Here is an 18,775-nt window from a genome sequence, read left to right on the forward strand (position 1 = left end):
CGTCACTCAGCTTTTATTGTGGTCGATGTCCAGGTTGTAGAACGTCGCCTTGCCGCCTTCCGAGCTGTAACCGGTATTGTCCTGGGTATAGACGCCAGCCTTGAAATACAGCGGCTTGTCGCTCCAGGTCTTGCTAACGCGCTTGCTCCAGTCGATATCGTTGATGCTGACAGTCAATTTGCCACCCTTGCTCAAGTGGATGGCGTAATTGAAAGTCTCATTCAGCTTCACGTCTTTGGCAATTGTGTACACCTTGCTGTCGTCGTCATCGTAACGATTGCGAACTTTGGCAACGATCTCGCCTGCCTTGGTGTCTTCACTGTATTGATATTCGACTTTCAGGAGCGGCTTGGTGCTTTCGTAGGCGTGAATCTGCCCGATCACGATATTGCCTGTCGACGGCACCTGATCGACTTTCAGCTTGGCGTTCAGGAAGTTGTCCGCATCGGTGTAAAGCCAGTTGCGCACTGATCCGTCCGGCCAGCTTTCTCGTAGTTCTGTGCGCGAGTATTTGGCGTTTTCCGTCTTGGTTCCGGTGACCGGAGACCAGAACACAATGGCCTTGGACGTAGAGGTGAAATATTTCCCGTCATAACCCTTGACCAGTTGAGAAGTTTCGATGGTCTTGGGGGGAGAGCCCACCGGTATGCTCAGAATCCAATATCCAAGATCAATCATTTGCGGTCCTTCTATACATATTTTGTCAGCGGGGGAGATCGCTGATGTGTTGCGAGAGTTTTCGCTGCTTTTATACGGCGTGTAGGACAATTTGTTAACGAAAAATTGTCGAACGAATGACGTCAAAGTGCTGTCACTTTTTCTGCAGGGCAGGGAATTAAAGGCCTGTAGAGAATGACCGTTAGTCGGTTAGATCGAACTTTTGCGGTGGGGAAGAGGGGCCTTGCTTCTGCTTTTGGCGAGACGGGGCTAGAGTTGTAACCAAAGTATGACGGTCGTCCTGAGACTCAGGCGTCATGCCCACACAGAGAAGCAGCATGGAACGCGTGCCACCCCAGCCAGACGATGGCTCTTCAGTTTTATTGGTTGTAGATGATTATCCGGAAAATCTGGTAACGATGTGCGCTGTTCTGCAGAGAACGGACTGGCGCATCGTGACCGCCAGCTCAGGTATCGAGGCACTGACGGTGCTTCTTGAGCAGGAAGTGGATCTGGTCCTGCTGGATGTGCAGATGCCGGGCATGGACGGCTTCGAAGTTGCGCGTCTGATGCGCGGCAGCCAGCGCACCCGGCTGACGCCGATTATCTTTCTGACCGCCAACGAGCAGACTCAGGACGCCGTTCAGAAAGGCTATGCGAACGGCGCAACGGATTATCTGTTCAAACCCTTCGACCCCAATGTTCTCAAGCCCAAGGTGCAGACGCTGCTGGAGCAGCAGCGTAATCGCCGTGCGCTGCAACAGCTCTCGCACGAGCTGGAATCGGCGCGCACGTTCAATGCCTCGGTGCTGGCCAACGTGGCCGAAGGCATTCTGGTGGTTGATGAGTCTGGCCTGATCAGCTTTGCCAACCCCGCAATCTGCCAGTTGCTCAACGCGTCGGTCGATCAACTGCGCGGCACCCATGTGCTGGACTACGTCATCGAACCGTATGTCGGCGACTGGCTGGAATCGGGTTTTTACAAGCACTACCGAAACGCCGACACCTATCGCGTGCATGATGCCGTTCTGCGCACCGTGCAGGGCTCGCAATTACCGGTTGCGCTGTCCTGTGCCGCGTTGCCTCCCGAGCAGAAGGCCATGGTTCTGACGGTGCTCGATATGTCGGTGGTCCGCGACCTTTATCAGCAACTGGAAAAACAGGCCGTCACCGATGCGCTGACCGGCCTGCTCAATCGCCGTGGGTTGTACCAGGCAGTTGAAGGCATGCTGCTGCGCAATGAGAAGGCGGACAAATACCTGGTCGTGCTGTTCATGGATCTCGATGGCTTCAAGCAAATCAATGACTCGCTTGGCCACGATGCCGGTGATCAGGTGTTGCTATGGGTCGCCGAGCAGTTCAAGGAGTGCATGCGGCCTTATGATGTGCTGGCGCGTGTCGGGGGCGATGAATTCACCGTGGTCATCGATGGCCTGGACTACCCCGAGCAGGCCGCAAAAATTGCCGAAAAGCTTATCGAGCGAGTGTCCAGCAAGCGTCAGGTCGACGGTGTCGACATCGCGCTGGGTGCCAGCGTGGGGATTGCCACCTACCCGGACTGCGGCACGAATCTGGACGGTTTGCTGCGTGCCGCAGACATCGCCATGTACGAGGCCAAGCGGGCTGGTCGCAAGCAATACCGCTTCTACGACCAGAACATGAATGGACGCGCGCGCTCGCGGCTGATGCTGGAAGAGAGCGTGCGCACGGCCATCGACGGCAAGGATTTTTCGGTGGTCTACCAGCCGCAGATTCATGTCGCTGACGGGCGGCTGCGCGGTTTCGAGGCGTTGTTGCGCTGGCAGCACCCTGCGGTCGGCGAAGTGCCTCCGGCACTGTTCATCCCTTTGCTTGAAGAGACGCGGCTGATCAACCGGCTGGGCAGCTGGATTTTCGATCAGGGCGCCGAACAACGGCAGGCCTGGAGTCGGGTGTTTGCTTCCGATGTCGTGGTCAGCGTCTGTGTCAGCCCCACGCAGTTCTGCATGCCCAACCTGGCCTCGGAGCTCAAACGGGCGATGGATCGTTTCGAGCTGGAGCCGGGCCAGCTGGAAGTGGAAATCACTGAGAGCTCGTTGGTCAATAACCTCTCGCACAGCCATAAGCAACTGGCGCTGCTGCATGATGTGGGTGTGCGCATCGCGCTGGACGATTTTGGCACCGGCGATTGCTCGCTGTCGCACCTGCGTAATCTGCACCTGGACACGCTCAAACTCGACCGGCGTTTTGTCGCCAATATCGTCGGCTCCAGACGTGAGTCTGCACTGGCCAGCAGCATCATCGATCTGTGTCGTAACCTCGACATGCTGGTGATTGCCGAGGGGGTCGAGACCCGTGAGCAATACCAGTGGCTGGCCGATAACGGCTGCCAGGTCATGCAGGGGTTTTTGATCGCTCATCCGATGGTTGCCGAGGACGCGCTGGGTTTTCCGGGGCACGTGGAGGTGTCGGCCTTGAAACACACTGGATTGCTGTAGAATGGCGTCTTTCTGAACAGTGTCAGGCCCTATGACCGCATCCAGCCGTGCCCCGCTCAAATACCTGCAAGCCTACCCGCAGGCCTTGCAGGATCAGGTGCAGCAGTTGATCGATCAGGGGCGACTGGCGGCGTATCTCGAGCAGCGCTATCCCGCGCGGCATCAGATCCAGAGCGACAAGGCGCTGTATGCCTACGCTCTGGCCCTGAAGCAGGACCATCTGCGCAACGCCCCGGCCATCAGGAAGGTCTTGTTCGATGACCGCCTGGACCTGACCCACCGCGCGCTCGGGCTGCACACCAAGATATCCAGAGTGCAGGGCGGCAAGCTCAAGGCCAGTAACGAAATTCGCGTCGCGGCCCTGTTCAAGGACGCGCCACCGGAGTTTCTGAAAATGATCGTCGTGCATGAACTGGCGAGTCCGATCACAACAAAGCGTTCTACCAATTGTGTGAACACATGCTGCCCGGCTATCACCAGCTGGAATTCGACCTGCGCGTGTATTTGACTTACAACGAGTTGCAAGCTTCAAGCGGTAAGTTTTGAGCTGCAAGCTACAAGCTTAGAGCCGGACGTTGAATGCATTGAAAAAGGATTCATCGATGGAGATCAGTAAGACCAAAAGCAGTTTCTATCGGCGCTTGTATGTGGCGTACCTGATTGACTCAAGACTCGCCACAAGCGTCCCCGAACTGACCGCAGTAACCGGCATGCCCCGCCGCACCGCGCAGGACACCATCAGCGCGCTCTCCGACCTGAACATTGAGTGTGAATTCGAACAACAGGAAGGTGCCCGCAATCACGCAGGCGCTTACCGCATTCGCGACTGGGGCGCCATCGACAAGACCTGGATCGCCCGCAACCTGACCGGCATCAAAGACGTGCTCGGGTATCCCTGAGAAGCAGCTGTGAGCTTGCAGCTTGCCGCTGAAAGCTTGCAGCTGCCCTCAGTCCAGATCGCGACGCATGCCGATGTGGGGTATGTCGTCTTCCAGGTAGATCTCGCCGATCGGGTCAAAGCCGTAACGGCTGTAATAGCCTTGCAAATGAGCCTGCGCCGAGAGGTAGATCGGCTGATCCGGCCACTTGCGTTCGGCGTTTTCCAGCGCCTGAACCATCAGTTCATGGCCAATGCCGCGGCTGCGAATCGACGGTGCGGTCACGACACGGCCGATGGTCACATCGCCGCCTTGCTGGATCGGGTCCAGCAGGCGCAGGTAGGCGACCAGCTTGTCTGCCTGCCACGCCATCAGGTGGCAGGTATCACCTGTCAGGTCCTGTCCATCTACGTCCAGGTATACACATTTTTGCTCGACCACAAACACCTCGGCACGCAACTGCAATATCGCGTATAGCTGTTGAATGCTCAGTTCGGTGTGGTGCTTGCAGATCCATTCGATAGACATGTTGCAGACTCGCAGGGAAACCAGAAGCGAAGTCTAAACGTATCCTGCGCCATTCCCAATAAACACTGCGAAAGTCTGCCGGCGGCTGACAGAACGCGTGCCCTGTGCATGTTGTCTATTGAGTGCATCAGACCTTCAATAAAAGTTTCCATGCACGCTAATGAGTGGCGGTTTTGCTGCCGATAGGTTGGAATCGGGCATGCCGCCCTGTCAGGAACCTGAGCATGACGCAGTGGCTTCGAGCGGTTGGCTTGCTGGTTTTTTTGCTGATGGCTTCTGCCAGCGCAGCGGAGAGGCTGCGGCTTGTCGCTGATCCCTGGCCTCCGTTCACCGATGCGCTGCTGCTCAATGGTGGCCTGGCGACCGATATCGTCAACACTGCTTTGCGCCGCGCCGGCTATGCCACGCTGTATGAACAGGTGCCGTGGGCGCGGGCCGTGCTAGGGCTGAGTGAATGTCGGCACGATGTGCTGATCAATGCGTGGTTCAGCGAAGAACGCACCAGGATCGGCCAGTTTTCTGCGGAGTACCTGCTCAATCGGATTCGCTTCATCAAGCGCAAGGATTCGACCATCAGCAGCTTGTCCCACGAGCAGTTGCATCAATATATGATCGCCGTGGTACGTGGTTACGCTTATTCGCCGGCGTTCGACAGCGACAAATTACTGAAGAAAGTCCCCGTACAGAATTTCTCCACAGCGGTGCGCATGCTGGCTGCCGCACGGGTCGACCTCACGCTGGAAGACGAATACGTCGCCCGTTACAACCTCGCGCTGGAAACTGACGAGGTTCGCAACCGGGTCGAATTCGTTCCCGGCTCGCTGAGCGAGAACAGCCTGCACATTCTGGTCAGCCTGAAAAACCCGCTTCACGAAAAAATCGTCGCCGATTTCGACCGTGAAATTGCTGCCATGAAAGCCGATGGCAGCTATGAAGAGTTACTCAGGCTGCACGGTCTGCAACAGTCTCCGGAGCTTTGATCAGGTGCGCGGCGAGGGTCCGCAGCGGCGCCAGTTGACGACAGATCAGCGCCAGCTGCGCCTGTACCAGACGCTGGCTCTCATCCATTTCTTCCGGCAATTGCTCCAACTCGGCGGCCAGGGCTTCTTCCGCATCACTGTGCACGGCAACCGGCTGTTTCTCTGCCAGGCTCTGAGCAATCTCGTCGATACTGGCCGCCAGTGTCGCACCTGCACCATCGATCAGGTGCTCATGGACGTCACTCGGCAACTGCGTGTCGCGGTGTGCGCCCAGGCCTGACAGATAACTCAACAGCGTGTGCGACAACACCAGAAAGCGAAAACCGACGTCGGCTTCCTTACGAAAGTGGCCGGGCTCCATGAGCATGTTGGCCAGCGTGGTCGACAGCGCGGCATCGGCGTTGTGTGCATTGCGTCGTGCCAGGCGATAAGCCAGATCATCACTCTTGCCCTTGGCGTATTGCTGCATGATCTGGCGCAGATAGATGCTGTTGCAGGTCAGTGTGTTGGCCAGCACTTTATTCAGGCGCCGTCCCTGCCAGTCCGGCAGGAACAGGAACACCGCGAGGCCCGCGATCAGGCTGCCCAGCAGGGTGTCGAACAGGCGCGGCAGAAACAGGCCGTAACCGTCGCCGATCTGATTGAAGCAAAACAGCACCATCACCGTGATAGCGGCGGTCGACAGGGTGTAGCGCGTGGTGCGGTTGACGAAGAACACCACCCCGGCGAGCACCGCGCACATCGATTGCAGAATCGGGCTGGTGACCAGATCGAACAGCACCCAGCCGACCGTCAGGCCGATCGCCGTACCGATGATCCGCTGTCCGAGCTTGCGCCGGGTCGCGCCGTAGCTGGGCTGACAGACGAATACCGTGGTCAGGATGATCCAGTAGCCTTGCGACGGATGAATCAGGTGCACCATCGCGTAACCGATGCTCAGCGCCAGCGGCAAACGCAAAGCGTGACGGAACAGCAGCGAGGTCGGGGTCATTTGCAGGCGCAGGCGCGTCCAGACGTCCTTGAGGTTACGCGGCGAGCGGTCCAGCAGGCTGCTGTCGGTGGCGTCGGCGACGGCGTCCGGGTTGCTGGCGTCGCTGATCAACCGGTCCAGCGTGCCGAGGTTAGTCGCCAGGGCGCGCAATGAGCGCAACAAGCCACGCCACGCAGGGTTGCTCTGAATGCGCAGGTGCTCCAGCGAAGCCTGCAGGTCTTCCATGGCTTCTGCGAAGCTTGGGTCATAGGCGAACGGCTGACGCAGCTGGATGGACTCTGAGAGCGCCTGACAGGTCACACCTTGCTGACGCAGCAGGCGCTGGCAACGGAACAGCACATCGCTGTGGAAAAATGCCTCGGCCAGCGAGTTGTAAGGGTAGTGCGACGAGCTGGCGCGCTCGTGAATGTCCTGAGCGATGAAATACAGCTTCAGGTAGCGGCTGACCTTCGAGCCGGGGCGGCCGCTGCCGACGCGGTGCAGGATGATTTCCTTGGTGGCGTTCAGCGCCGCGACCACTCGCCCGTTCTGTTGCGCCAGCTTCAGGCGCCTGGCTTCCACGTCGAGGTTGCGAACCGGCTCGAAGAGTGTCGATTTGAGCTTCAGGTACTGTCCCAGCTCACGAAACAGCCGCGCCAGCGCCTGCTGCACCGGCTGGTTGGAAAACAGCATCTGCCACAGCACCGACAGCAGGCCGTACCACGCGGCCCCGGCGACCAGCAGCATTGGCTCGTGCCAGAAGTCGGTAACCTCACCACCGCGCTGATCGACACCGATCATGGTGTACACCGACAGAATCAGCGTGCCATAGGCAATCGCGCCGTAGCGTTCGCCCAGCGCGCCGAGCATGGTCAGGCAAAAGCTGGCCAGCGCCAGTGAGCAGACGAACAGCCAAGGGTAGGGGAATAACAGCTCGACGGCGAGGGCGGCTATGCTGAAACACACCAGCGTTACGGCCAGCGCGTTGAGTCGGCCCTGCCAGCTGTCATCGGTTTCTGCCAGAGCGCAGGCGATGATCCCCAGAAACAGCGGGATCAGCAGGGCCATCTCGTTTTGATACCAACACAGCAGCATGCTGCCGGTCAGTGCGATGAAGACCCGAACGCTATAGCTGAATTTATCCAGCGCCCACAATCGACGGAATGTATGACGGAGAGATTTCGATGCCATGGATAAGCTGTCGGCCCTGTTCGCAATTGATCGATCGTGCAGGAGGATATGTACAGCCCAAATGGCTGGCTGTACATCGGCCTTGCAACATTTTCTAAGGTTCGCTGTGTCGCGATGTTATTTCAAACGGTTACGTCAGACGTATTGCGCGGCTGCGTAAGCCGATGCCCAGGCCCACTGAAAATTGAAACCGCCCAGATGACCGCTGACGTCCAGCACTTCGCCCACGAAGTAGAGGCCGGGTGATTTCAGCGACTCCATGGTCTTGGAGGACACTTCACGGGTATCGATGCCGCCCAGTGTCACCTCGGCCGTACGATAGCCTTCGGTGCCTGCCGGAACCACCTGCCAGCTGGCCAGTTTTTCAGCGATCTCGGCGAGTTCGGCGTGGGTGTACTGCTTCATGGGTTTCGACGCAAACCAGTGTTCGGCGATCAGGTTGGCCATTTTCCTGGTGAAAATCTCGCCCAGCAGGGTTTTCAGCTCACTGTTGGGGCGCTCGGCTTGTTGCTGAGCGAGCCAGGCGTGCACGTCGTGATCGGGTAGCAAGTTGATTTCGACGGTGTCGCCGGGCTGCCAGAACGAGGAAATCTGCAAAATGGCCGGGCCACTGAGACCGCGATGGGTGAACAGGATGTTTTCCCGGAAGCTGGTGTCGTTGCACGCGACCAGACAATCCACCGAGGTGCCCGAAAGTTCGGTGCACAGGTCCTTGAGCTGATCGGTGATGGTGAATGGCACCAGCCCGGCGCGGGTCGGCAGCAACGTGTGGCCGAACTGCTTGCCGACCTGATAACCAAAGCCGGTTGCGCCCAGCGTTGGAATCGACAGTCCGCCGGTGGCAATGACCAGCGATTGGCAGTTCAACGGGCCCAGCGTAGTGTGCAGGCTGTAGCCGGTGTCGGTTTTTTCGATCTGCTGCACCAAGGTGTCCATGTGCAGGCTGACACCGGCCTGCCGGCATTCTTCCAGGAGCATTTCCAGAATGTCGCTGGACTTGTTGTCGCAGAACAACTGGCCGAGTTTTTTCTCGTGATACGGCACGCCATGTTTGGCGACCATCGCGATGAAATCCCACTGGGTGTAACGAGCCAGCGCCGATTTGCAGAAGTGCGGGTTCTGCGACAGGAAATTGGCCGGTTCGGTGTACATGTTGGTGAAGTTGCAGCGCCCGCCACCGGACATGAGAATCTTCTTGCCGGGTTTATTGGCGTGATCAATCAACATCACCTTGCGCCCGCGAGCGGCTGCGGTAAATGCACACATCAAACCTGCGGCGCCAGCGCCAATGATTACAACGTCAGTAACGGGCACAGCGTGTTTCCTCGGTTAAGCAAATCGATCTGTGATGATCATCCCTGTGCGGAGTGCTGAAGGCTTCTGCCCGTAGGGCGTGGGAGCGAACTTGTTCGCGAAAGGGCCGGTATGTTCTCCGAAAATTTATCGTCTGAACTACCGTCTTCGCGAACAAGTTCGCTCCCACGGCCTTCGGCCAGAATCAAAAACAGCCTTGTGGCAATGGCACTGGCACTGAGCGTGGGAACGATCGGATTCTGGAGGCGTTTTACAAAATCCGCACGCGCAGCGACTTGCCTTTGATCTTGCCGTTGTTCAAGCGCTCAAGCGCCTGTTTGGCCATGCTGCGTTCGACGGCGACATAGGCCTGGAAGTCGAAGATCGCAATCTTGCCGACCTGGGTGCCCGGGAGGCCGGCTTCACCGGTCAATGCGCCCAGAATGTCGCCTGGACGCAGTTTGTCCTTGCGGCCCGAACCGATGCACAGCGTCGTCATGGCCGGCAGCAGCTTGCCGCCTTCCTTGATGCTCAGGTTGTCGTACTGCTGCCAGTTCAACGGGGCTTTCTGCAATTCTTCGATGGCGCGGGCGCGCTGGCTTTCCGACGGTGCCACCAGGCTGACCGCGATGCCTTTCTCGCCTGCACGACCGGTACGGCCGACGCGGTGAATGTGGATTTCCGAATCACGCGCCAGCTCGACGTTGATCACCATGTCCAGCGCATCGATGTCCAGACCGCGCGCGGCCACATCGGTGGCGACCAGCACTGAGGTGCTGCGGTTGGCGAACATTGCCAGCACCTGATCACGATCACGCTGTTCCAGATCGCCATGCAGGCCGACCGCAGACATGCCCTTGGCGGTCAGGTGATCGACCACTTCCTGAACCTGCTGCTTGGTGAAGCAGAACGCCACGCAAGACGTCGGGCGGAAATGGCCAAGCACCTTGACCACCGCTTCAAGACGCTGCTCCGGAGAGATTTCGTAGAAAATCTGTTCGATCTGGCTGTCGGCGTGCAGCGCTTCGACTTTTACGGTTTGCGGGTCACGCATGAACTTCGACGACAGCTGCTTGATGCCGACCGGGTAGGTGGCCGAGAACAGCAGGGTCTGGCGACGTTGCGGAGTCTGCTCGATGATGTCGGCGATGGAATCGTAGAAACCCATGTCCAGCATGCGGTCGGCTTCATCGAGAATCAGCGTGTTCAGGCCGTCCAGCACCAGCGAGCCTTTGCGCAAATGCTGCTGAATACGGCCGGGCGTGCCAACGATGATGTGCGCGCCGTGCTCCAGCGAGCCGATCTGCGGGCCGAAAGACACGCCGCCACAGAGGGTCAGCACTTTGATGTTGTCTTCCGAGCGCGCCAGCCGACGGATTTCCTTGGCCACCTGATCCGCCAGCTCGCGGGTCGGGCACATGACCAGTGCCTGGCAGCCGAAGAAACGCGGGTTGATGGGGTTGAGCAGACCGATGCCGAAGGCAGCGGTCTTGCCGCTGCCGGTCTTGGCTTGCGCGATCAGGTCCATGCCCTTGAGGATCACCGGCAGGCTCTGCGCCTGAATCGGCGTCATCTCAGCATAACCAAGCGACTCCAGGTTAGCCAGCATGGCAGCGGACAGGGGCAGAGAATTGAAAGCGGTGTTAGTCACGACGGTGGACCTGCAAAACAAAAATGTCGCGTAGTGTATCACCCGCCAGCCAGACCTGGCACCGACCGCTCGGAATCGTACGCAGAGTGGCCTGAACGGCGAGGCTTTTGGGGGAGCGGACCGGGCGCCGCTTCGCTTGTCCGCGAAGACGGTGGTTCAGACTGCATTTTCGGTGAATATACCGCCCCTTTCGCGGACAAGTCCGCTCCCACAGATAGTAAGTTTCAACTTTAGGTCGAGCGAATCTGTGTATGACGCAGGATAGCCAGACAAAAAAATCCCCGCTGGTGGGCGGGGTTGAGGTTCGAGCGTGGCAGCTCGCAAAGGGGGATGGCCAGGCCCGCTGTGTGGCGGGCCTGGCTGGCTTACAGCAGGATTGTGCGGATGTCCGCGAGCAATTCGCTCAAGCGCTTGGTGAAGCGGGCAGCGGCGGCGCCGTTGATCACGCGGTGATCGTAGGACAGCGACAGCGGCAGCATCAGTTTCGGCTGGAAGGCTTTGCCGTCCCAGACGGGCTGGATGGTTGCCTTGGAAACACCGAGGATCGCCACTTCCGGCGCGTTGACGATCGGCGTGAAGCCGGTGCCGCCAATGTGGCCGAGGCTGGAGATGGTGAAGCACGCGCCCTGCATGTCGTTCGCGGTCAGCTTTTTGTTACGTGCTTTTTCAGCCAGTGCAGCGGCTTCGGCTGCCAGTTGCAGCAGGCTCTTCTGATCGACGTCGCGGATGACCGGGACCAGCAGGCCGTCCGGGGTGTCCACGGCAAAACCGATGTGCACGTACTTCTTGCGGATCACGGCCTTGCCGCTGGGTGCCAGCGACGCATTGAAGTCTGGCAGTTCCTTGAGCAGATGTGCGCAGGATTTGAGCAGCAGCGGCAGCACGGTCAGCTTGACGCCAGCTTTTTCGGCAGCGCCTTTCTGCGCGACACGGAAAGCTTCCAGGTCGGTGATATCGGCCTGGTCGAATTGCGTGACGTGCGGAATGTTCAGCCAGCTGCGGTGCAGGCCCGACGCGCCCAGTTGCATCAGGCGAGTCATCGGCACTTCTTCGATTTCGCCGAAACGGCTGAAATCGACTTCCGGGATCGGCGGGATGCCCGAGCCGCCGCTTGCGCCGCCAGCTGGAGCTTCCTTGGCCTTCTGCATCATGGCCTTGACGTAAACCTGAACGTCTTCTTTCAGCACTCGACCGTGCGGGCCGGTGGCGCTGACCGCGCTCAGCTCGACGCCGAATTCGCGGGCCAGCTGACGAACCGCCGGGCCTGCATGAACCTTGGCACCGTCTTTGGCCGGTGCGGCTGGAGCCGGAGCAGCGTCGGCTTTCGGCGCAGGAGCAGCGGCCGGAGCAGCCGCTTCAGCCTTGGCCGGTGCGGCAGTCGGTGCGCTGGCGGCCGGAGCCGGGGCAGCAGCAGGCGCAGCGCCTTCGACTTTCAGCTTCAGAATCAGGTCGCCGGTACCGACTTCCTGATCCAGTTTGACTTCGATGCTTTCCACGACGCCTGCGGCCGGAGAGGGAATCTCCATGCTGGCCTTGTCGGATTCCAGCGTGATCAGTGACTGATCAGCCTGAATGGAATCGCCAACCTTGACCATCAGTTCGATGATTTTGGCCTTGCCCGACGAACCGATGTCCGGAACATGAATGTCCTGAACGGTCGCGGCAGCCGCCGGAGCGGGCTCGGCTGCAGGGGCCGGTGCGGCTTCGGCAGGCTTTTCAGCAGCGGCCGGAGCCGCTGCTGCGGCCGGTTCGGCAGCAGGAGCAGGCGCGGCAGAAGCTTCGCCTTCCACTTCCAGCTCGAACAGCTCGTCGCCTTCTTTCAGGCGGTCGCCCAGCTTGACCTTCATGGCCTTGATGATGCCAGCCTTGGGAGCCGGGATTTCCATGCTCGCCTTGTCCGACTCTAGGGTCAGGACACTCTGGTCGGCTTCGATACGATCGCCAACCTTGACCATCAATTCAATGACTTCACCTTCACCGTTGCCGATGTCGGGTACGCGAATTAACTCACTCACTATGTCTCTCCTTAGGAGAACCTGTTCACTCACGAATACGCTGGTTCAGTTACAACGAAACAGCGTTGGATGCTCATTTACGCTGAGTAAATTCCGCATCCTCGGCTGTCTACGCTCTGATCAGCGCTCTTGAAGCAGACTCTTAGCAGTCCAGTGGATTGCGTTTTTCAGGATCGATGCCGAACTTGACGATGGCTTCCGCCACGACTTTAGGTTCGATATCGCCACGATCAGCCAAGGCTTCCAGGGCGGCCAGCACCACGAAGTGACGATCGACTTCAAAGAAGTGACGCAGCTTCTTGCGGCTGTCGCTACGGCCGAAGCCGTCGGTGCCCAGGACTTTGTATTCCTTGGTTGGAACCCACTGACGAATCTGGTCAGCGAACAGTTTCATGTAGTCCGTCGACGCGATGACCGGGCCTTTGCGACCGTTGAGGCACTGCTCGACGTAGCTCAGCTCCGGCTTCTGGCCAGGGTGCAGGCGATTGTTGCGCTCTACCGCCAGACCGTCGCGGCGCAGTTCGTTGAAGCTGGTCACGCTCCACACGTCAGCGCCGATGTTGAACTCGTCACGGAGAATCTTCGCCGCTTCGCGAACTTCACGCAGGATGGTGCCCGAGCCCAGCAACTGGACGTGGTGCGCCGCTTCCCTGGTGTCTTCTTCGAGCAGGTACATGCCCTTGACGATGCCTTCTTCCACACCGGCCGGCATGGCGGGCTGGGCGTAGGATTCGTTCATCACGGTCAGGTAGTAGAAAACGTCCTGCTGTTCTTCGAACATCCGGCGCATGCCGTCCTGGATGATCACTGCCAGTTCGTAACCGTACGTCGGGTCGAAGGTGCGGCAGTTCGGGATGGTCGACGCCAGGATGTGGCTGTGACCATCTTCGTGCTGCAGGCCTTCGCCGTTCAGTGTGGTACGGCCGGCGGTGCCGCCGATCAGGAAGCCACGGGTGCGGCTGTCGCCAGCGGCCCAGGCCAGGTCACCGATACGCTGGAAACCGAACATCGAGTAGAAGATGTAGAACGGAATCATCGGCTGGTTGTGGCTGGAGTACGACGTACCGGCAGCGATGAAAGAGGACATGGCGCCCGCTTCGTTGATGCCTTCTTCGAGAATCTGGCCTTTCTTGTCTTCGCGATAGAACATCACTTGTTCTTTATCGACTGGCTCGTAAAGCTGGCCGACCGACGAGTAGATGCCCAACTGGCGGAACATGCCTTCCATGCCGAAGGTACGGGCTTCGTCCGGAATGATCGGTACGATGCGCTGACCGATTTCCTTGTCCTTGACCAGTTGCGTCAGGATGCGCACGAACGCCATGGTGGTGGAGATTTCGCGGTCGCCCGAGCCATCGAGGATGGCCTTGAGGGTGTCGAGCGGCGGAGTCGGCAGGCTGAAGCTCTGCGCGCGACGCTGTGGCACAAAGCCACCCAGCGCAGCACGACGCTCGCTCAGGTAACGGGCCTCGGCGCTGCCTTCTTCCGGCTTGTAGAACGGCAGGGATTCGAGCTCGGCGTCCTTGACCGGGATGTCGAAACGGTCACGGAAGTGACGCAGGCTGTCGACATCGACCTTCTTGGTGTTGTGCGCAGTGTTTTTCGCTTCGCCAGCACCGGTGCCATAACCTTTGATGGTCTTGGCCAGAACCACGGTCGGTTGACCCTTGTGGTTGACGGCTTCGTGGTACGCCGCGTAGACCTTGTACGGGTCGTGGCCGCCACGGTTGAGCTTCCAGATCTCGTCGTCCGACAGGTCGGCAACCATCGCCTTGAGTTCAGGCGAATTGAAGAAGTGCTCGCGGACGAACGCGCCGTCCTTGGCCTTGTAGTTCTGGTATTCGCCGTCGATGACTTCGTCCATGCGACGTTGCAGGATACCGTCGACGTCTTTGGCCAGCAGTGGGTCCCAGAAACGGCCCCAGATAACTTTGGTGACGTTCCATTGTGCGCCGCGGAACACGCCTTCCAGTTCCTGGATGATCTTGGCGTTGCCGCGAACCGGACCGTCAAGACGTTGCAGGTTGCAGTTGACGACGAAGATCAGGTTGTCGAGCTTCTCGCGACCGGCCAGGGCGATGGCGCCCAGGGATTCCGGCTCGTCAGTCTCGCCGTCGCCCAGGAAACACCAGACTTTCTGCTTGCCTTCCGGGATGTAACCGCGGTGCTCCAGGTATTTCATGAAGCGTGCCTGGTAGATCGCCTGGATCGGGCCGAGACCCATCGAAACCGTCGGGAACTGCCAGAAATCCTTCATCAACCACGGGTGCGGGTAAGAAGACAGGCCGTTACCGTCGACTTCCTGACGGAAGTTGTTCATCTGGTCTTCAGTGATGCGGCCTTCGAGGAACGCACGGGCGTAGACGCCTGGCGATGCGTGACCCTGGAAGTAGATCAGGTCGCCGCCGTGTTCGTCGGTCGGGGCCTGGAAGAAATAGTTGAAGCCGATGTCGTACAGGGTGGCGCTGGAGGCGAAGCTGGAGATGTGGCCGCCCAGATCCGGATCGTTCAGGTTGGTTTTCACGACCATGGCCAATGCGTTCCAGCGCACCAGCGAGCGAATGCGGCGTTCCATGAACAGGTCGCCAGGCATGCGTGCTTCGTGGGTGACAGGAATCGTGTTGCGGTATGGCGTGGTGATGGCGTACGGCAGCTGCGAACCACTACGGGTGGCCAGCTCGCCCAGACGGGTCATCAGGTAGTGAGCGCGGTCTTCGCCTTCTTTGTCGAGAACCGATTCCAGGGCGTCCAGCCATTCCTGGGTTTCGACGGGATCGAGGTCTTGCATGGCTTGCTCCAGGGCGGAAAGGCTTCCAGAATCGGTTGCCTGAGTTTGCGACTGGCCTTGTGGGCAGACGACATAAATTCTTGGATTACCGGTAAGTGGGATCCGGCGGCGTGTAGTTTTACTACAAATCGACGACGATTTCAGCCCTCCGGATAACTGACCCAGTAGTAAAACTACAGAGAAGCGTCTTAAACGCTCCTGTTGTGTTGTAACTTAAAACGTTACTGTTAACCGCTATTGAATATCTTGCAGGTAAAAAGCGGATTTTTATGCTTCTAATTTGATTTTTCCAGCAATTTATAACCTTTGTTCGACAAGCGGTGCTGGCAGACGCGTCTCGCATTCACGACGAGCGGCCGTTTGCACGCCGATCAAGGATAGACCATGAGCCTACCTTCACTGGCCGAATTTCCGGCCATTCTGCTGCCATTGATCACCCGCGCCCGGCAATCCTTCCGGACTGCACTGGCCGACGTGTCGGACGAAGCGCTGGCATCGTTCGAGGCCTGGCCCGAAGCGCGGCGCAAAGCATTCGACCGGGTCTGCGCCGCCAGCGATTTTGTCACCGAACAGGTCTGCCGTGACCCGCAGATGCTGCTGCAACTGGCCGAAGCGGGCGAGCTGGAGCGTAGCTTCTCTGTCGGTGAGCTGCGTGGGCAACTGGCCGAAGCGTTGCACGACACGGCCAGCGACGACGAGTTGGGGCGTAATCTACGTCGACAGCGCGCACGCCAGCAAGTCCGGATTATATGGCGCGACCTGACGCGTCAGGCCGACCTGATCGAAACCTGCCGTGATCTCTCGGAAATGGCCGATGCGTCGATCGATCTCGCCTATCAGTGGCTTTATCTGCTCCATTGCCAGCAGTTAGGCACGCCGACCGGGCGTCATTCCGGGGCGCCGCAGCACATGGTTATCCTCGGCATGGGCAAGCTCGGCGCGGTCGAGCTGAACCTGTCGTCGGACATCGACCTGATCTTCGCCTACCCGGAGGGCGGCGAGACGCAAGGCACCAAGCGTGCGCTGGATAATCAGGAGTTTTTCATTCGTCTGGGGCAGCGGCTGATCAAGGCGCTGGACCCGGTGACCGTCGACGGCTTTGTGTTCCGCGTCGACATGCGCCTGCGGCCGTACGGTTCATCCGGGGCGCTGGTGCTCAGCTTCAATGCGCTGGAGCAGTATTACCAGGATCAGGGCCGCGACTGGGAACGCTACGCGATGATCAAGGCGCGGGTGGTCGGTGGCGATCAGGCGGCGGGTGCCGAATTGCTGGAGATGCTGCGCCCGTTCGTCTACCGCCGTTATCTGGACTTCTCGGCCATCGAAGCGCTGCGCACCATGAAGCAGCTGATACAGCAGGAAGTGAAGCGCAAGGGCATGGCGGAAAACATCAAGCTGGGTGCCGGTGGCATCCGCGAAGTGGAATTTATCGCCCAAGCGTTTCAACTGATCCACGGCGGCCGTGACCTGAGCCTGCAACAGCGTCCTCTGTTCAAGGTGCTCAAGACGCTTGAAGGGCAGGGCTATCTGCCCACGGCGGTGACCGAGGAGCTGCGTGAAGGCTATGAATTCCTGCGTTACACCGAGCATGCGATCCAGGCCATCGCCGACCGTCAGACCCAAATGCTGCCCGACAATGAGCAGGATCAGGCGCGTATCGCGTTGATCATGGGGTTTGCCGACTGGGCCAGCTTCCACGAAAGGCTGATGTATTGGCGCGGCCGGGTGTCCTGGCATTTCCGTCAGGTCATTGCCGACCCTGACTCGGATCCTGACGACGAGCAAGAGGACGACAGCGAAGTGGTGGTCGGCGGTGAGTGGTTGCCGCTGTGGGAAGAGTCGCAGAACGAACAGGCCGCTGGCCGTCAGTTGCAGCAGGCCGGTTTCGTCAACGCCGACAAGGCGCTCAAGGGTCTGGCCAGTCTGCGCAGCAGCCCGAGTCTGCGCTCGATGCAGCGCCTCAGTCGTGAACGTCTGGACGCGTTTATCCCAAGGTTGCTGGCGCAGGCGGTAGAGCATGAAAAGCTCGATCTGGTCCTCGAGCGCGTGCTGCCTCTGGTCGAAGCAGTCGCGCGGCGCTCGGCGTATCTGGTGCTGCTGACCGAAAACCCCGATGCATTGCGGCAATTGCTGACCCTGTGCGCGGCGAGCCCGTGGATCGCGGAGCAGATCGCGCGCTTCCCGCTGTTGCTCGATGAGCTGCTCAATGAAGGTCGTCTGTTCAATCCGCCCTTGGCACCGGAACTGGCCGCCGAGCTGCGTGAACGGCTGATCCGCATTCCCGAGGACGATCTCGAGCAGCAGATGGAAGCCCTGCGGCATTTCAAACTGGCTCACAGCCTGCGGGTGGCGGCTTCGGAAATTTCCGGTAGCCTGCCGTTAATGAAAGTCAGTGATTACCTGACCTGGCTGGCCGAAGCGATTCTGGATCAGGTGCTGGCGCTGGCCTGGCGCTACAGCGTGGCGCGTCATGGCACGCCGTTGCGCCCGGACGGCACACTGTGTGATCCGGGTTTCGTGATTGTCGGTTACGGCAAGGTCGGCGGCATCGAACTAGGGCATGGTTCCGATCTGGACCTGGTGTTCATTCATGACGGCGATCTGCAGGCCGAAACCGACGGTGCCAAGCCCATCGACAGTGCGCAGTTTTTCACCCGGCTCGGGCAGCGAGTGATTCACTTACTGACCACCCAGACCAACTCCGGTCAGTTGTATGACGTCGACATGCGCCTGCGACCGTCCGGCGCTTCCGGGCTGCTGGTCAGCTCGCTCGGCGCGTTTGCGCGCTATCAGGCCAACGAAGCCTGGACCTGGGAACATCAGGCGCTGGTGCGCGCCCGGGTACTGACCGGCAGCCCGGATGTCGGCCGTGAATTCGAGAAAGTCCGCGCTGCGGTATTGGGCCGCGAGCGCGATCTGGACACATTACGTGCCGAAGTCAGCGAGATGCGCGCCAAGATGCGCGATAACCTTGGCACCCGGGCGACAGCGGCGGGCAGGGCAGTCAATGCCTTCGAGGCGTCGATGCCGTTCGACCTCAAGCAGGATGCCGGAGGTATCGTCGATATCGAATTTATGGTGCAATACGCCGCCTTGGCGTGGTCGAGAGAGCATCCCGCGCTGCTGCAATACACCGACAACATCCGGATTCTCGAAGGGCTGGAAGGTGCGGGGCTGTTGCCCGATGCGGATGCCAGCCTGTTGCGCGAGGCCTACAAGGCCTATCGTTCGGCGGCGAACCGTCAGGCTCTGCAAAAGCAGGCCGGAGTGGTCAGCGGCGATCAGTTTCACGCCCAGCGGCGTGAAGTGATGCGGATCTGGACGCAGATGGGGTTGAGCTGAGCCTC

11 protein-coding genes and 1 pseudogene are annotated in these 18,775 nt (G+C 59.4%); 5 read left to right on the plus strand and 7 right to left on the minus strand.

All coding sequences use genetic code 11. The features are described 5' to 3' along the window. Positions 1 to 6 precede the first annotated feature (6 nt). A complete protein-coding gene (locus tag BLT55_RS24085; RefSeq protein WP_054999188.1) occupies positions 7 to 678 on the minus strand; it encodes a polysaccharide lyase family 7 protein in 672 nt (223 codons plus the stop codon). Between the two features lie 317 nt (positions 679 to 995). Between BLT55_RS24085 and BLT55_RS24090 the strand changes: the two genes are divergently transcribed. From BLT55_RS24090 to BLT55_RS24100, 3 genes and pseudogenes are all read left to right on the plus strand, one after another. Then, positions 996 to 3,134, plus strand: a complete 2,139-nt coding sequence (locus BLT55_RS24090; RefSeq protein WP_054999187.1) for an EAL domain-containing protein — start codon at positions 996 to 998, stop codon at positions 3,132 to 3,134. 31 nt (positions 3,135 to 3,165) lie between these two features. Then, positions 3,166 to 3,680 (plus strand): annotated as a pseudogene (locus BLT55_RS24095) (YgjP-like metallopeptidase domain-containing protein). A 56-nt stretch (positions 3,681 to 3,736) separates the two neighbouring features. Continuing rightward, a complete protein-coding gene (locus BLT55_RS24100) occupies positions 3,737 to 4,033 on the plus strand; it encodes a winged helix-turn-helix domain-containing protein (RefSeq protein WP_054999186.1) in 297 nt (98 codons plus the stop codon). A gap of 48 nt (positions 4,034 to 4,081) precedes the next feature. Here BLT55_RS24100 and BLT55_RS24105 read toward each other — a convergent pair whose 3' ends face one another. After that, positions 4,082 to 4,540, minus strand: coding sequence for a GNAT family N-acetyltransferase (locus BLT55_RS24105; protein ID WP_007252006.1), 459 nt, complete (start codon positions 4,538 to 4,540; stop codon positions 4,082 to 4,084). 224 nt (positions 4,541 to 4,764) lie between these two features. Here BLT55_RS24105 and BLT55_RS24110 point away from each other — a divergent pair, with 224 nt between their 5' ends. Continuing rightward, positions 4,765 to 5,520 carry a substrate-binding periplasmic protein gene (locus tag BLT55_RS24110; protein ID WP_054999185.1) on the plus strand — a complete coding sequence of 252 codons (756 nt, stop codon included), beginning with the start codon at positions 4,765 to 4,767 and terminating at the stop codon, positions 5,518 to 5,520. Here the strand turns inward: BLT55_RS24110 and yccS are convergent. The 5 genes from yccS to aceE form a co-directional block, all read right to left on the minus strand. After that, entirely contained in the window at positions 5,483 to 7,681 is a 2,199-nt protein-coding gene (gene yccS / locus BLT55_RS24115; RefSeq protein WP_054999184.1) for a YccS family putative transporter, read from the minus strand. The two genes, BLT55_RS24110 and yccS, sit on opposite strands and share 38 nt — an antisense overlap. Before the next feature lie 135 nt (positions 7,682 to 7,816). Continuing rightward, positions 7,817 to 8,995 carry a BaiN/RdsA family NAD(P)/FAD-dependent oxidoreductase gene (locus BLT55_RS24120; RefSeq protein ID WP_054999183.1) on the minus strand — a complete coding sequence of 393 codons (1,179 nt, stop codon included), beginning with the start codon at positions 8,993 to 8,995 and terminating at the stop codon, positions 7,817 to 7,819. A 250-nt stretch (positions 8,996 to 9,245) separates the two neighbouring features. Further along, positions 9,246 to 10,625: an ATP-dependent RNA helicase DbpA gene (dbpA, locus tag BLT55_RS24125; protein ID WP_074801015.1), complete on the minus strand. Its 1,380-nt coding sequence runs from the start codon at positions 10,623 to 10,625 to the stop codon at positions 9,246 to 9,248. A 365-nt stretch (positions 10,626 to 10,990) separates the two neighbouring features. Beyond that, positions 10,991 to 12,640, minus strand: a complete 1,650-nt coding sequence (gene aceF, locus BLT55_RS24130; protein WP_054999182.1) for a dihydrolipoyllysine-residue acetyltransferase — start codon at positions 12,638 to 12,640, stop codon at positions 10,991 to 10,993. Between the two features lie 142 nt (positions 12,641 to 12,782). Then, a complete protein-coding gene (aceE, locus tag BLT55_RS24135; RefSeq protein WP_054999181.1) occupies positions 12,783 to 15,428 on the minus strand; it encodes a pyruvate dehydrogenase (acetyl-transferring), homodimeric type in 2,646 nt (881 codons plus the stop codon). Positions 15,429 to 15,812: 384 nt separating this feature from the next. On the opposite strand from aceE, the gene glnE reads away from it, so the two are divergent. Then, on the plus strand, positions 15,813 to 18,770 hold the full coding sequence (gene glnE, locus BLT55_RS24140; protein ID WP_054999180.1) for a bifunctional [glutamate--ammonia ligase]-adenylyl-L-tyrosine phosphorylase/[glutamate--ammonia-ligase] adenylyltransferase: 2,958 nt from the start codon (positions 15,813 to 15,815) through the stop codon (positions 18,768 to 18,770). Positions 18,771 to 18,775: the final 5 nt, after the last annotated feature.

The sequence above is a fragment of the Pseudomonas cannabina genome (assembly GCF_900100365.1).
Classification (GTDB): domain Bacteria; phylum Pseudomonadota; class Gammaproteobacteria; order Pseudomonadales; family Pseudomonadaceae; genus Aquipseudomonas; species Aquipseudomonas cannabina.

Coding starts and splice junctions, on each gene's coding strand:
- BLT55_RS24105 (WP_007252006.1), bottom strand. CDS start 4,540: ATGTCTATCGAATGGATCTGCAAGCACCACACCGAACTGAGCATTCAA.
- glnE (WP_054999180.1), top strand. CDS start 15,813: ATGAGCCTACCTTCACTGGCCGAATTTCCGGCCATTCTGCTGCCATTG.
- BLT55_RS24085 (WP_054999188.1), bottom strand. CDS start 678: ATGATTGATCTTGGATATTGGATTCTGAGCATACCGGTGGGCTCTCCC.
- BLT55_RS24090 (WP_054999187.1), top strand. CDS start 996: ATGGAACGCGTGCCACCCCAGCCAGACGATGGCTCTTCAGTTTTATTG.
- yccS (WP_054999184.1), bottom strand. CDS start 7,681: ATGGCATCGAAATCTCTCCGTCATACATTCCGTCGATTGTGGGCGCTG.
- BLT55_RS24100 (WP_054999186.1), top strand. CDS start 3,737: ATGGAGATCAGTAAGACCAAAAGCAGTTTCTATCGGCGCTTGTATGTG.
- BLT55_RS24110 (WP_054999185.1), top strand. CDS start 4,765: ATGACGCAGTGGCTTCGAGCGGTTGGCTTGCTGGTTTTTTTGCTGATG.
- aceE (WP_054999181.1), bottom strand. CDS start 15,428: ATGCAAGACCTCGATCCCGTCGAAACCCAGGAATGGCTGGACGCCCTG.